The 14,457-nt window shown below is 71.6% G+C and carries 12 protein-coding genes; 6 read left to right on the forward strand and 6 right to left on the reverse strand.

The genetic code is table 11. From position 1 onward, the window contains the following. Positions 1-4 precede the first annotated feature (4 nt). A complete protein-coding gene (locus tag JYJ93_RS19305; protein ID WP_206793385.1) occupies positions 5-727 on the forward strand; it encodes a hypothetical protein in 723 nt (240 codons plus the stop codon). 78 nt (positions 728-805) lie between these two features. Next, positions 806-2,716 (forward strand): CotH kinase family protein, encoded by a 1,911-nt coding sequence (locus tag JYJ93_RS19310; protein ID WP_206793386.1) that lies wholly within the window; start codon positions 806-808, stop codon positions 2,714-2,716. On the opposite strand, the gene JYJ93_RS19315 is transcribed toward JYJ93_RS19310, so the two are convergent. The 3 genes from JYJ93_RS19315 to JYJ93_RS19325 form a co-directional block, all read right to left on the reverse strand. Beyond that, positions 2,710-3,063 carry a DUF2845 domain-containing protein gene (locus JYJ93_RS19315; RefSeq protein WP_206793388.1) on the reverse strand — a complete coding sequence of 118 codons (354 nt, stop codon included), beginning with the start codon at positions 3,061-3,063 and terminating at the stop codon, positions 2,710-2,712. The genes JYJ93_RS19310 and JYJ93_RS19315 overlap by 7 nt on opposite strands. 101 nt (positions 3,064-3,164) lie before the next feature. Continuing rightward, the gene (locus JYJ93_RS19320) at positions 3,165-4,442 is read right to left on the reverse strand and encodes an SGNH/GDSL hydrolase family protein (protein WP_206793389.1); all 1,278 of its coding nucleotides are present in this window, start codon (positions 4,440-4,442) and stop codon (positions 3,165-3,167) included. A 216-nt stretch (positions 4,443-4,658) separates the two neighbouring features. Next, positions 4,659-5,546 carry a hypothetical protein gene (locus JYJ93_RS19325; protein ID WP_242543861.1) on the reverse strand — a complete coding sequence of 296 codons (888 nt, stop codon included), beginning with the start codon at positions 5,544-5,546 and terminating at the stop codon, positions 4,659-4,661. Between the two features lie 127 nt (positions 5,547-5,673). On the opposite strand from JYJ93_RS19325, the gene JYJ93_RS19330 reads away from it, so the two are divergent. After that, a complete protein-coding gene (locus tag JYJ93_RS19330; RefSeq protein WP_014397565.1) occupies positions 5,674-6,030 on the forward strand; it encodes a TIGR02266 family protein in 357 nt (118 codons plus the stop codon). Positions 6,031-6,091: 61 nt separating this feature from the next. On the opposite strand, the gene JYJ93_RS19335 is transcribed toward JYJ93_RS19330, so the two are convergent. From JYJ93_RS19335 to JYJ93_RS19345, 3 genes are all read right to left on the reverse strand, one after another. Next, positions 6,092-6,583 (reverse strand): GNAT family N-acetyltransferase, encoded by a 492-nt coding sequence (locus JYJ93_RS19335; RefSeq protein WP_269012463.1) that lies wholly within the window; start codon positions 6,581-6,583, stop codon positions 6,092-6,094. Between the two features lie 94 nt (positions 6,584-6,677). Further along, positions 6,678-7,733 carry a transketolase C-terminal domain-containing protein gene (locus JYJ93_RS19340; RefSeq protein WP_206793391.1) on the reverse strand — a complete coding sequence of 352 codons (1,056 nt, stop codon included), beginning with the start codon at positions 7,731-7,733 and terminating at the stop codon, positions 6,678-6,680. A 2-nt stretch (positions 7,734-7,735) separates the two neighbouring features. Beyond that, a complete protein-coding gene (locus JYJ93_RS19345) occupies positions 7,736-8,743 on the reverse strand; it encodes a thiamine pyrophosphate-dependent dehydrogenase E1 component subunit alpha (RefSeq protein ID WP_120620521.1) in 1,008 nt (335 codons plus the stop codon). 346 nt (positions 8,744-9,089) lie between these two features. Here JYJ93_RS19345 and JYJ93_RS19350 point away from each other — a divergent pair, with 346 nt between their 5' ends. From JYJ93_RS19350 to JYJ93_RS19360, 3 genes are read left to right on the forward strand one after another with little or no spacing between them, the layout of a single operon-like run. Further along, complete coding sequence (locus JYJ93_RS19350) at positions 9,090-10,889, forward strand: SpoIIE family protein phosphatase (RefSeq protein WP_206793393.1); 1,800 nt, start codon at positions 9,090-9,092, stop codon at positions 10,887-10,889. An 8-nt stretch (positions 10,890-10,897) separates the two neighbouring features. Next, on the forward strand, positions 10,898-13,411 hold the full coding sequence (locus JYJ93_RS19355) for a tetratricopeptide repeat protein (RefSeq protein ID WP_206793395.1): 2,514 nt from the start codon (positions 10,898-10,900) through the stop codon (positions 13,409-13,411). Further along, a complete protein-coding gene (locus JYJ93_RS19360; RefSeq protein ID WP_269012462.1) occupies positions 13,408-14,334 on the forward strand; it encodes a PhnD/SsuA/transferrin family substrate-binding protein in 927 nt (308 codons plus the stop codon). The genes JYJ93_RS19355 and JYJ93_RS19360 overlap by 4 nt, the downstream gene beginning before the upstream one ends. Positions 14,335-14,457 lie beyond the last annotated feature (123 nt).

Consider the following 14,457-nt stretch of genomic DNA (forward strand, 5'->3'; position numbering starts at 1 on the left):
GACCATGGCCCAGGAGACGTTCGTCGTGGAGGAGATCAACCCCAAGCACGGCTTCGCGCGCGTGCGCCCGGAAGCGGGCACGGGGTTGCTGCACACCGCCCTCTATCCGGATCCGGAGTTCACCCAGGCGCCGCCCTTCCAGCTGCGCAAGGGCGACCGGGTGTCCGGCATTCGCCGGGGACAGACGGTGTCGGAGGTGTCCTGGCTCACGCGCGTGGAGCCGCCGTGGGAGGAGGTGGAGCGCGTGGCGGAATTGCTCGCGCTCCTGGAGCGCTGGGAGATCCGCATCCCCCACGAGGCCCGCGTCCTGGCCGAGCACGCCTGGCGCGACAGCAAGGACGACCCGCTGCGCGACGAGCTCCAGGCGCAGCTGCCCACCTTCTTCGACCTGGAGGGCGCGCACCCCTTCGAGGACCCGACGCTGCTGGAGCGCCTGTCCGCCGCCATGCAGCCGTACCTGCCGGGGTTCGCCATCCAACCGGTGCAGGGCCAGCCCGCGGTGCGCGTGGAGCCCGGGGCCGTGGAGGTCCAGGCGGGCGTGGGCAGCTGGGACGTGCCGCAGCCCACCTTCGCCCCGATGATCGCGGAGGTGAACGCGAGGCTCGCCGCCGCCGGGGCCCCCGTGCGCTGGGTGCCCACGCGCGAGGACTGGATGCTCGCGCCGCCCGCCCTGGCCGCGCTCCTCCAGAAGCACGGCCTGCTCGAAGCCACCGCGCCCCCCGCCTGAGGGAAGGGGCCTCCCGCCGCGCCGTGTCACGCGGCGGTGTGAGGTCAAAGCATTGTCTGGTACAGGACGGAGACCTCCATGCGTCTCCGTCGCCTCGCGTCCTTGTTCCTGGGTCTCCTCGTCCTCGCGGGGGCCGGCTGTGAGCCCGCCCCCGAGCGGCGGCTGAACGAGGCCGAGCTCCCACCGCCCACCGGGCTTCACGTCACCCTCGACGGGCACGCGCCGGACACGCACCGGCTGTTCGGCACGGTGGCGAGCGACGCGGGCCCCTCCCGGGTGGAGGTGTACGAGGACGGGCGCTTCCTGGGCCATGCCACCCTCGACAGTGGCCGCTGGAGCCTGCCCTGGTGGCCGGGCCCGCGCACGCTGGCGTTGGAGGTGGTGGCGCGCGACAGGCTGGGTTCAGAGGCGCGCGCCCGCGTCGACTTCCAGCACCTGACGTTCGACGCGCGGCCCGGGCTCTATCAGCCGGAGACGCTGCTGGCGTTGCCCACGGCCAGGGGGTTGCGCACGTACTTCACGCGGGACGGCTCCACGCCCACGCCCGAGTCGCCGCGCTACTTCGCTCCCATCGCGCTGCTGGCGCGCTCCACGCCTCCGGTGCGGTGGTCCTTCGTGCCCACGACGGTGCCCGCTGCCGCGGAAGGCTCGCGGTGGGTTTCGCCGCTGGAGGAGCCGCCCCAGGTCGCGGTGGTGCGCTACCGGCAATACAAGGGCACGGAGCCGGTGGGCCCGGTCCGCACGCGCTCGTTCGTCATTGGCCGGGAGCCGTACTCGCTGCCGGTGCTGTCGCTCGTCACGGACGCGGCGAACTTCTTCGACCCGGTGACGGGCATCTACGTCCCCGGGCTCGCCGCCGAGGCCCGGCCGGACGACCCGTTCGCGGCCAACTACATGCAGAACGGCAAGGAGTGGGAGCGCCCCGTCCACGTGGAGTGGTTCGAGACCTCCGGCCAGCGCGTGTTCGCCCAGGACGCGGGCGTGCGCATCCACGGCACGGGCAGCGCGGTGCTGCCGCAGAAGAGCCTGCGGCTGTACGCGAAGGAGGACTACGGCCCGAAGACGTTCGCGGGGGCGGTGTTCCCCGGCTCCCCGGTGACGGAGTTCACGCGGCTGCTGGTGCGCACGTCCGGACAGGACCAGGGCATCACCAAGCTGCGCGACTGCGTGCTCCAGGGCCTGCTGGCCGAGACGCGGCTCGCGCTCCAGGCCTGCCGTCCCACGCTCGTGTTCCTCAATGGCGAGTACTGGGGCCTGCACGAGCTGCGCGAGCGCATGGACGAGTACTACCTGGCGTCGCACTACGGCGTGGACCGCAAGAAGGCCGTCATCCTGGAGGGCTCCGGTATCCTGGACGTGGGGGAGGCGGGGGACGAGCAGCCCTACCAGGAGCTCATCGACTACGTGGCGACGCACGACCTAGCGGTGCCGGAGCACCTCGCCTGGGTGAGCGCGCGGATGGATGTGGCGGACTTCATCGACTACCAGGCCGCGCAGCTCTACCTGGGCAACACGGACTGGCCGCAGAACAACGTGAAGTTCTGGCGGCTGCGCACGAAGAAGCCCGAGCCGGACGCGCCGCTGGGACACGATGGCCGTTGGCGCTGGCTCGTGTACGACCTGGACCTCGCCCTGGTGTACGGCCCGGACCAGGACAGCCTGGGGCGCGTGCTGGATGAAGCGTCGGAGGTGGGGGCCTGGTCCACGCTGCTCCTGCGGGGGCTGCTCCAGTCGCCGGAGTTCAAGGCCCGCTTCGTCGAGCGCTTCCTCTGGCACACCGAGCACACCTTCGCCGCGGAGCGGGTGACGGCGGCCCTGGACGCGGCGGCGGAGGCGCTCGAACTGGAGATGCCTGGCCAGGTGGCGCGCTGGAGTCAGCCGGCCTCCGTGGAGGACTGGCGCGTGCACCTGCTGAACTTCCGCGAGACCCTGCGCCAGCGGCCGGCGTTCATGCGCCAGCTGCTGGAGCAGTACCTGGGGCCTCAGTAGCCGTAGGAGCCGCTGCGCACGTCCACCAGCCGGCCGTCGCGGAAGATGGCCACCTGCATGAGGCGGTGGGGCCCGAAGTTGTAGGTCCACTCCTCCACGGTCGTGGAGGTCGTGACCTCCGTGGAGGCCTCCCCGTAGCGCGTCCTATCCCGGTTGCCTTCCTTGACCTTGTTGGTCACGTACTCCGTCTTGGTCTGCTTGGTCACGGGCTCGCCGCACTTGGCCAGCGCGTCCGTCATGGAAGCGCCTTCCGACACGAGCTTGTTGTCACAGCGCAGCGCGGACGCGTGGACGAGGGAGGGCAGGGCGAGGACGGCGGCGACGAGGGCGGCGGGAAGGGCGCGCATGGGGGACGCTCCAAGGAGAAGGGAAGGTCAGGGAACACGGCCTGGACGCGGCGGCCCCGAAACTATTCAAACCCCCCGTGCGCTTTCCAGCCGGGCAGGCGCTACAGGCCGCCCTTCGCCTTGAGGGTCCGCGCGACCTCGTCCGCCATCACCCGGTGGCCCTCCACGGACGGGTGGATGCCGTCCACCTCCAGCCCGTCGATGAAGAGGTCCACGTTGCCCGGCTGCCGCGTCACGGCCTCCAGGTCGATGACCTGCGCGCGCGTCAGGCCACGCAGCCACGCGTTGAACTCGTGGCGCTGGGCCTTCATCAGCTCGAAGTCGCCGCCGTCCGAGCCCATCTTCTCCTTGGGCAGCAGCGTGCTCACCCACAGCTTGCACATGGGCTGGAGCTGATCCAGCAGCTGCGTCATGCGCTGCTGCAGCTTGGGCACCGTCATGCCCTCCGCGGCCAGGTCGTTGACGCCCAGCAGGACGACGCAGTCGGTGACGCCCTGCAGGGAGAGCACCTCCTGCGGCAGCTGGAGGTTCGCGTCCCAGAAGCCCTGCCCGGACGCGCCCGAGTTCACCACCGGCACCCCGAGCTGCTTCTCCACCCGGGACGGCCACGCGTTGCGCGTGTCGTTCCACGTGCCCGTGTAGCCCTCGGTGATGCTGTCACCAATGGCGACGAAGGCCCGGCCCGGCGCGCCCTCCACGTCCACCGTCGCCACGCCCGTGGCGTACTCCCAGGCCTGTCCGCCCAGCGCGCCCTGCGTCGTCGCGTAGGCGCCCGTCTTCATCCAGCTGTCCGGGAACGCCTGGATGCGGCTCTTGCCCAGCGCGCCCTTCACCTCGAAGGAGATGGCCACCTCGTCGCGGAAGCCCACCGGGAACGCGACCGGATCCGACGTCACCAGCGTGCGCGTGCCCGTGGTGAAGCCCGGCTGACCGCCGAAGGTGAGCGCCACCGGCGCGGAGTCCAGCGCGCCGTTGGGGCCGGCCTTCGCCACCGTGGCCCGCTGCAGCGTCAGGCCGCCGTCGCCGGAGCGGAAGGTGACGCGCACGCGGCTTCCGGCGCGCCCCAGGGGCACCTTGAGCCGGTACGTGGTGAAGCTCCCCACGGAGACGGACTCGCGCAGCGACTGGTGGAAGGCGGGCTGGAACTTCGTGGGCAGGGGCGCCACGGGCGGCGTGGCCTGCACCTGGTGCCCGTCATGCAGCGTCAGCGTAGGGGCGGCCTCCACGGACTCCGTGGCGGCGGGCGCGTTGACCTCCGCGTCCGCGCGGCCCGGCCCGGAGTCCTCCTCCGGCGAGCGGCCGTCATCCATGCCTCCACACCCCACCAGCACGCACAGGGCCCCGAAACATCCCCAGCGCAGCGCCTTCCTCAGACCCATGCCCACGACCTCCCGGCGCCAGACAATGTGCACGATGTGCCCGCGCGGCGACCCGGGCATTCATGGCGCGCGCCAATCGCGGCGGGCCTTGAACATCCCCGGGCCGGGCACGCACGGAGCAGGGCTTCCCCCACGCGGTGGCGGGCCGGGCCCCTGGAGGCCCCGCGCGCTCGCCATGCTGGAGGTGGAAGCTTCCGTCCGTGGGCAATCCGTTGCCTACGGGACGCAGGCCCCCACGTCGCCGTTGTTGTTGATGGGCCGGCAGGTCGCGCCGTTCGCGCACCCCGGTGAGCCCGCGGGCGTGCGGCAGAGCGCCCGGCAGGCGCCGGTGTCCCCGGTCATCACGCAGGTGCTTCCCCGTGAACACTGGTTGCTGAACTCGCACGCGGCGCCTTCCCCGAGCGACCCCTGGCCCGCGCACACCGGGCCGTTGGCGGCGGGGTAGCAGCCCAGCGGGCTCTCGCAGTCCTGGGCGAACGCATCACAGCGCGCGGACGCGGGGCCGCACACCAGCGGCAGCTCGCGCGTGCCGGACAGCCGCAGCACGGTGTTGCACTCGCCCGTGCCGCAGTCGGAGGGCGCGTGGCACAGCTTGCGGCAGAAGAAGGCGATGCCGCCGTCGCCCTGCGACTCGTCCTTGCAGTACAGGCCCGCCGCGCACGTGTCATACGTCTGGCCCGCGGGCGACTCGGCCAGCGTGCAGGCCGCTCCTTCCGTGGCGGTGCCCGCCGCGACGCACTGGCGCTCGGTGGTGCCGGCGTCGGAGCCCACGTACGTGCACCGCTGCCCGGACGGACAGTCCTGACGGACCACGTCGCACGCCGCCGCGAAGCACTGGCTGCCCGTGCCGCCATCCGCCAGGTCCGTGTACAGACAGCTCTGGCCCGCGGCGCAGCCCTCCTGCTTCGCCACGTTGCACGCGAAGCCGGAGCTCCCGCCGCCGCCATCGCCAGCATCGACAGTCCCGGAATCACCGGCGTCGGTCCCGGAATCCAGGGTCGTCCCCCCATCCGTTGGCGGGCGGACAGTTTCGCCGTCATCGCAGCCCGCCACCCACAGCCCCAGCATCAAGGCTCCACCCAACAACACGAGACGTGCACTCATCCGGAAACTCCTGGCGTCGAAGTAGCCTGGGACTTACACGAGCGATTCCGTTGTCCGGGGGCCCTTGAACCGGGCCTGGAAACCAGCCGACACTTCCGGTCCGAGAACCGAGGGGGTCAGGGTGCGCATGAACACGAAGTTGGATGGGCCGGTGGAGCCAGACCCGTACATGAACCGCCGCGCCGAGGAGCGCGTGGCGGCGCGGTTCGAAGTGCGCTTCGAGCAGATGGAGGACGCGGCCAGGGCGCTGCGGGCCTACTCCCTGAATGTGTCCGCGGGCGGCCTGTGCCTGCGCACGCGCAAGTCCTACGACGTGGGCGCGCAGGTGCGGCTGGCCATGGTCATCGACGGGGAGGAGTTCCACCTCACCGGCGTCGTGGCCTGGGTGCGCGACGAGGCGGAGGCCATCGGCGTGCGCTTCATCGACGTGAGCGAAGAGGACCACGAGCGCCTGCGCCGCGTCATCGCGAGCTTCAAGCGCTGAAAAGCCACATTCGCCGCGGGAGGCGCCCGGCCAGGATGCCGGGCCCTCGCGGCGCTTCCCGCTACTTCTGGGTCTCGTACTCCGAGTGGCGGAACACCCCGGAGTCACCTTCCACGTACCCGCACGCCCGGTAGAAGGCGCGCGTCTCCTCGGTGACGTTGATGGGGGCGATGAGCTGCAGCTGCTTCACGCTCAGCACCTTGCCCCGCTGCGCCACCTGCGCGAGCAGCGCGCGGCCCACGCCCCGGCGGCGCCAGCCCTCGGACACCACCAGCTCGTCCACGGTGGCCACGCGCCCGCGCAGCCGCAGCTGCGGCCGGTGGGAGAAGGACACCATGCCCACCGCGCGGTCCTGCGGATCTCCCGCGACGAAGATCTCAATCTCCGGATGGCTGATGACCCAGTGCACCGTCTGCTGATCGGTGCCCTGGGGGTAGCCCAGCTCACGCAGCAGCTGGGCCATGACCTCGGCGTCACCACGGCGCGCGCGGCGGATGCGGAAGGCGTTGGCGTCTGGGGCGGGGGTCATGGTGCGGACGATGGGCTGGGACACGGAAGTTGGGATTCTAACGACAGGGCCGCCGGCCTCCAAAGAGGAACGGCGGCCCGGATGTCTTTCTGCGGTGTGGGCGGAAACCCGGGCCTGCTTACGGCTGCTCGCGGCAGAGGTTGCGCAGGGCGGTGGTAATGTCGTTCTGCTGCGGCACGGACGCCATCTCCAGCGCGTCCGCCAGGCCGATGCCCGGGACGAACTTGCCGGCGACCAGCCGGGGCGGCGCGAGCAGCGAGTAGAACAGCTCCTCCACGGTGCGCCGGACCAGGTGCTCGCCGAAGTTCGTCACCTCGGTGTCCTCGTTGACGAAGAGCACGCGGCCCGTCTTCTGGACGGAGGCCTTGATCATGTCCCAGTCGTACGGCCAGAGCGAGCGCAGGTCGATGACCTCCACGCTCAGGCCCTCCTCCGCCAGCTGCGCGGCGGCCTTGATGCACAGGGGCATGGTGCGGCCGTAGCTGATGACCGTGGCCTGGGTGCCCTCGCGCACGAGCTTGCCCTTGCCAATGGGGATGGCGAACGCCTCCACCAGCGGCCACTGGGGCTTCCACTGCGAGCGGTCACCCAGGGGCGCGTCGATCATCTTCGACAGCGCGCGGTCGTCGTCGGGCTCGCCCGGGATGCGGTCCTCGCCCTTCACGCGCAGGAGCGCCTTGGGCTCCAGGAACATGACGGGGTTGGGGTCCTGGCACGCGGAGATGAGCAGGCCGTACGCGTCCAGCGGCGTGGAGGGCATGACGACCTTCCAGCCGGGGATGTGCGTCATCGTCGCGTCGAAGGAATGCGAGTGGTACAGCGACCCGCGGATGCCGCTGCCCACGGGCGTGCGCACCACCATGGGCACCGCCCAGTCACCGTTCGTGGCCCAGTGCGTGTTGCCCGCCAGCTTGAGCAGGTCGATGGTGTTGTAGATGTAGTCGCAGAACTGGATCTCCGCGACGGGGCGGTGGCCCGCCATCGCCAGGCCCATGGCCGCGCCGATGATGCCGCGCTCGTCCAAGGGGCTGTTCCACGCCGTCTTCAGACCCTGCGTGCAGGTGAAGACGCCGCCCAGCGGGGCGCCCACGTCCTCGCCGAAGATGTCGGTGACGCCCAGGTTCTCTTCCGCGTAGTGCAGGGCCATGCGGATGGCCTGTGCCATGTTCGCCATGGTTATTTCTTCTCCGCGTAGATGTGTTCCCAGATGGAGTCGCCAGACGGCTGCGGCTCGTCACGCACGGTGCGCGCCGCGGCGGCCAGCTCCTCCGAGTACCGGTTGCGCGCCTCGTCCATCTGCTCGCGGCTGAGGACGCCTTCCTGCTCCAGCCGCGCTTCGAAGAGGCGCAGGCAGTCCTGCTCCTCGTTCACGAAGTTGGCGCCGGACGCGGACGAGTGCCCGTACAGGCGCGACACGCGCGCCTCGATGAAGAAGGGCTTGCGCTCCTTGCGCACGTACTCCATCGCGGCCTGGAGCTCCTGGTAGGACTCCACCGGATCATTGCCGTTGATGGTCTTCGCCTGGATGTTGAAGGCGCGCGCGCGGTCGCTGATGTTCGTCTCGCCGTGCTGGCCGTCCGAAGTGGTGCTGATGCCCCACTTGTTGTTGGTGACGATGATCAGGATGGGCAGGGGGTTCGCCGGGCGGCTGCTCCAGATGAGGCAGCTGGCGAAGTCGCCCTCGGCCGTGCCCGCGTCGCCGCCGGTGACGATGGTGATGCCGTCGCCGCCGTGGCGCTTCTGGGCCATGGCCGTGCCCGGCGCGACGGCGTACTGCACTTCAATGGGGGAGGTGACGGGCGCGATGTTCTTCGAGCGCCGGCTGAAGTGGCCCGCGAAGTTGCGGCCGCCGGAGTAGGGGTCCGTGGCCGTGTTCTTCATCTGCCGCAGCGCCCCGATGGGCTCCTCGCCCATGGCGAGCAGCGTCGCGGACTGGCGGTAGTGCGCGTGCAGGTAGTCGTAGGCCGGGCCCTCGCCGACCTTCATCAGCAGACCCAGGGGGACGTTGAACGCCTCCTCACCGGGACCGCCAATCCAGAAGTAGCCGTGACCCTGCTTGTACATCTGGATCAGGCGCTCCTCCAGGACGCGCGCCTTCACCATCAGGTCATGGATGCGGATGAGCTGCTCTCGGGGCAGGGAGAGCGGCGCGGAGTTTTCTTTGATCAACCGGGGCCGTGACACGGGCGGAGGACCTCGAAGGGGAAAGAAAGGGACGCCCCTATACTCCGAACGCGGGCTCCCGACTCAAGGACCCTGATGTCACGGGTGTTCGCCAGCACCTTTCGGCCCCCGGGTGGCGCGACGCGGCAATCAGCGGAACTCATCCATGCCCCCGTGACGTGCTGCCCCCCAGAGGGGTTCGGACGCTCCGGGTCCGGGCGGATCGCACGGCCGTTGGGGGAGCGGGTGAGGGGGCGGCCGCGAGGAATACGCCGACAGGTGGACTCCTCGCGTCAATCAGGAAGTGCGATACAGTCCGCCCCGCCCCGACCGCGTACTTCCGACGCGGGCTCCCCCAGGTGTGCCTTTGTCCCGTACGAACACGCGCCTCGACCCCGCCCCTGAATCACCTGATGCGTCCGATGCGGCGCCCGGCACCCCGCCCCCTCCACCGGAGTACACCGGCACGCACTCCCGGGAGCTCACCGCCCTGCGAGGGGAGAACACGGCGACCCGGCTGACCGGCGCGCTGGGGCTGCCGGCCGCGGAGCCCACGAGCACGGTCATCGCGCCCATGGAGGCCGGAGAGCTGCCCAACGTGGCGGCCATCCGCGGGCTGCGGTTGGATCAGCTGCTGCTGCTCACCACGGGCGCGCTGGTCATCGTGATTGTCGGCCTGCTGGCCGCGCTGTCCGCGAAGACGACGGAGGCGCAGCTCACCGCGACGTCGGACCGCTTCACGCAGCGGCTCCAGTCGCAGGCGCGCGAGCTGGGCCAGACGGTGAGCCACACGCTGGCGCTCACCTCGGCCACCAGCCTGCGTGACAACAACTACGCGTTCCTCACGGAGGTCGCGCGCTCCATCATCGCGGACAACCGCAACATCCTGCGCGTGCAGATGTTCGACGCGGACGGGCAGCTCGTCGCGGACAGCGACCCGTCCGCCAAGCTGGGTGAGTCCTCCGGAGGCCGCGCCGCGGAGCGCCGCTGGGCCAGCGCCTTCTTCAACGGCCAGCCCGTCTTCGAGTTCCAGGAGCCGCTCGACTACGGCTCGCAGTCCGGCAAGGGCGTGGTGGTCATCAGCTACTCGCTGGAGGACCTGCAGAAGCAGCTGCACGAGCTGGAGGAGAACAACCGCGCCTCCGTGCGCGCCAACACGCTGCGCATCGTCGGACTGGGCCTGGGCTTCGTCGTCCTGGCCGGCGTGCTGGCCGCCTTCCAGAGCCGCCGCATCACCAAGCCGCTGGGCGTGCTCACCCACCGCGTGATGCAGCTGGCCGCCGGTGACCTGGGCGCCCGCGCGGGCACGGCGCCCGGCGCGGGCCGCGAGGTGACGACGCTGGGCGTGGTGTTCAACCACATGGCGGAGCGCATCAAGGTCCTCTTGGAGGACGTGCGCGCCAAGGCGCAGTTGGAGCGCGAGGTGTCGCTCGCGCGCACCGTACAGGAGACGCTCCTGCCGGGCCGCGAGGCCGTGACGGTGGGGCCGCTGCGGCTGGCTGGGCTGGTGGTGCCCGCGGACGCGTGCGGCGGCGACTGGTGGTTCCGCGCCGCGCTGGACGACCGGCGCGTGGTGATTGGCATCGGAGACGTGACGGGCCACGGTCTGTCCACGTCGCTGGTCGCCACCAGCGCCACCAGCGGCTTCGCCTCCGCCATGACGCTGCGCGAGCCGTCGCAGGTGCACGCGCAGATGCTGATCACCGCGCTCAACGTGACGCTGGCCAACGTGGGCCGCGGCGAGCACCAGATGTCCAGCGCGCTCGCTGTCATCGACGTGTACAGCGGCAGCATCGACTACGCGGCGGGCGCCCACCCGGCGGCGGCCATCTACAACCGGAACACGCGGCAGATGGCGTCGCTGCCGGCGCGCGGTCCGCTGCTGGGCGCGAACGTGGCGTCGCAGTTCACGTCGCGCCAGGCGCAGCTGAGCCCCGGCGACATCATCGTCTGGTACACGGACGGCCTCACCGAGGCGCGCGACGGCGCCAACCGGCTCTACGGCACGCAGCGGCTGGCCGCCGCGCTCCAGGCCCACGCCCACCTCCCCGCCGACGCCCTTCGCGACGCGCTCCTCGCGGACGTGCGCGCGTACAGCGCCGGCCAGCCCCAGCGCGATGACATCACCGTCATCGTCGCCGAATTCAGCCCCGCACCCTCGCCGTGACGAACCGCATGCGCCCATTCATCCGCTCCCCGCGCCGCGTCTCCACCGCGCTCGCCCTGATGGCCACCCTGGCGGGCCCTCCGGCGGCGCTCGCCCAGTTCCGCCCGCCGCCCGCCACCGAGGCGCAGCGCATGACGGAGCAGGGCGAGCAGGTCCTGGTGTCCGCCAACGCCGCCCTCGCCAAGGGCGACAAGAAGGAGGCGCAGGAGAAGTTCACCAAGGCGCTCCAGCTCTTCGAACAGGCGCTCACGCAGGAGCCCCAGTCCGTGTTCGCCGCCGCGGGCCTGGGCAGCGCCGCCAACGCGCTCCAGGACTTCCAGCGCACGGCCACGCGCCTGGCGCCGGTGTTCGCGCAGAACCCGCAGGACCTGTCGCTCGCGTATCCGCTGGGCACCGCGTACTTCAAGCTGCGCCGCTTCCAGGAGGCGGTGCCGGTGCTGGAGCAGGTGGCCGCGGCGGATCAGCCGGACCACCTCATCGTCCACTACTACCTGGCCAGCTACTACCTCTACGTCCAGGACGGGAACCGCGCCGTGACGCGGCTGCAGCGCTACCTGGTGCTGCGCCCGGAGAAGCTCGCGGGCAACGACTTCCAGATCCACGAGCTGCTGGGCAAGGCGCACCTCATCCGCCGGGACGCGGGTGCCGCGCGCGCCTCGTTCGAGAAGGCGCAGGCCGGCCGCGCGGAGTCCGCGACCGCGCAGATCGGCCTCGCGGCCGTGCTGGAGATGGAAGGCAAGGTGCCGGAGTCCCGCGCGCTGCTGGAGCGGCTGGTGACGAAGTTCCCGCAGGTGGCGGAGCCGAAGGAGCGCCTCGCGCGCCTGTACCTGGCCGCGGGCGACGTGCCGCGCGCGGACCTGCAGGCCACCGCCCTGATGAAGCTGGGCTCCACGCCCGCCGCGCACCTGCTGCTGGGTGACGTGCGGCTCGCGCAGAAGCAGCCCGCGCAGGCGGAGGCGGAGTTCCGCAAGGTGCTGGAGCTTCAGCCCGGCCTGCTGATGGGGCAGATCGCCGTGGGCAAGGCGCTCCAGGCGCAGGCGCGCCACGAAGAGGCCATCCAGTTCCTGGAGTCCGCCGTGAAGTCGGGCGGCGGCAGCCTGGAGCTGTGGGCGACGCTGGGCTCCGTCAACCGCCGCGCCGGCCGCTACCAGCGCGCGGTGGAGGTGCACCGGCGCGTGGTGGAGATGGCCCCGCGCCAGGCGCTGGGCCACATGCTGCTGGGCGCGGATCACTTCGCCACCGGCCAGTGGGATCAGGCCATCGAGGACTACGGCAGCGCGCTCCAGGCCGAGCCCGGCCACCCCGGCGCGAAGCAGTGGCTGGCCCGGGCCCTGGCCCACCGCGCGCGCGACCGCGCCGGCACCCAGCGCCTGGAGGACGCCGTGCGCGACCTGCGCCGCGCCTATGACCTGGACCGCTCCGTGCCCATGGCCCGCCGGCTGGGCGCGGCGCTCCTGGACAGCCGCCAGTACGCGGAGGCCCGCAAGGTGCTGGAGGGCGCGGCGACGCTGCCGGGCGTGACCTGGCGCGAGCACCTGCTGCTCGGCTACGCCCGGCTGGGCGGTGGCGACGCGCAAGGAGCGCTCGCCGCGTTCACCCAGTCCGGTGAGGCCACGCAGGAGCCGGATCAGCGCGCGGAGGCCTCCGCGGGCGCCGCGCTCGCGGAGGTGGAGCTGGGCCAGGTGGACGCCGCCGTGCAGCGGCTGACGGACGCGGGGCCCTCCAAGACGGCCGCGAAGGTGGCGGAGGCGAACCTGCCTCGCGTGCTGGTGCGCCGGGCCCTGGCGAAGCTGGAGACGGGCGACGCCGCCGCGGCGAACCGGGACCTGGACGCGGTGGACCGCCTGGGCACCGGCAAGCGCGCGGACCTGGCGAAGCTGGCCGCCTTCGCCCGGGCGCTCACGCGCGCGGAGGAGGGGAGGTTCGCGGAGGCCACCGCCGGCATCAAGCGCTCCCTCACGCCCGCGCCGGAGTGGGCGTGGCCCAACACGCGCACGCTCGCGGACGCGTGGGTGCTCTACCGCCAGGGCAAGGTCGCGCCCTCGCGCAAGCTGCTCACCGCCGCCCAGAAGAAGCCCATGCCCGGGCAGCCGAAGTGGATGGGCAACCTCACCGGCGCGCTGCTGCGGCGTGAGGCGGCGCTCGCGTACGCCTCCGGCAACATGAAGGCGTCGCAGAAGGCGCTGAAGGCCGCGCTCGCCGCGACGCCCGACGACGCGCTGGTGCAGCACAACCTGGCGTGCGTGGACTGGCGCCAGGGCGACAGCGCCTCGGCGCTCGCGACGTGGAAGCGCCTGGAGACCGCCGTTCCCATCGCGTCGCTCAACCTGGGCATCGACGCGCAGGAGCGCCGGCATGAACCCGCCGAGGCCGTGGACGCCTGGCGCCGCTACCTGGCCTCCGGCGCGGGCACCCGCGCCGCCCAGGTGCGGGAATGGAAGGACCGCCTGCAGGGCCTCTATGGACTGGGTGACGCGCAGGGCGTCTCGCCGGCCACCGGGGTCGCGGAGGAGACGCCGTGAAGACGCCATCCCTTGTCGCGCGGGGGAGCCTCCTGCTCGCCGCCGTGCTGTTCGCTGTTTCCGTCGCCAGCCCCGCGTCCGCCGCGCCGAAGAAGGCCACGCTGGGCGTGTTCCTCGCCACCACGCTGTCGGACGGCCAGGAGCGCTTCCAGTACGCGGAGGCGCTCGCCCAGAAGCTGGAGGCCAGCCTGGGCCGCCCCGTCGGCGCCAAGAGCTTCGGCCGCTACGAGGACTTCTCCAAGGCGGTGGGGGAGGGGCAGATCGACTTCGCCGTGGTGGACGGCTGGGCCGCGGTGCAACTGGGCGCCAAGGCGCAGCCCGTGGCGTACGCGCCGCGCTCCGGTGAGACGCAGCAGCGCTGGGCCATCATCTCCCTGCAGAAGGGCACCGTGAAGGACCTCGCCGGCAAGCGCATGGCGCTGGTCAAGGGCGCGGGCTCCGCGGACCCCAAGTTCGTCTCCCACGTCGTGCTGGGCGGCGACCTGGATGCCCAGAAGCACTTCAAGCTGGTGCCGGTGCCCAACGTGGAGTCGGCGGTGAAGATGCTGGAGGCCAGGGGCGCGGAGGCCGCGCTCGTGCCGGTGGCGCACGTGCCCAGGGACATGCGGGTGCTCTTCAAGAGCAGCCGGGTGCCGGGCGCCGTGCTGGTGGACCTGAAGGGCGGGGCAGACGCGTTGTCCCAGTCCCTGTCCTCCGTGGGTGCGGTCGCCCCGTTCGACGCCTTCGCCCGCATCCAGGGCCGCGAGTTCGAGGACTTCCGCAAGCTCGTCACCCAGGGCCCCCCGCGCCGCCAGCCCGTCCTCGCGGACACCCCCGACCTGCGGGTGGAGACGCCCGTGCTCGTCCAATCCGAGTCGCTGGGTCCTGCCCTGCCGCCGTTCGCGGACGACCTGGCCGTCTCCGCCGAACAGCCGGATGACTGATTGCGGCGTGAGTTGATCCGCGCACGGCGCCCCCGCCCCGTGCGCGTGTTTCACCGGGATCGACAGCCATGACTTGGCCTAAGGCGAGTTATTGCGGTAATTTGAGAAGTCGAGCGGAACGCC

It is taken from the genome of Corallococcus sp. NCSPR001, from assembly GCF_017309135.1.
Lineage (GTDB): Bacteria > Myxococcota > Myxococcia > Myxococcales > Myxococcaceae > Corallococcus.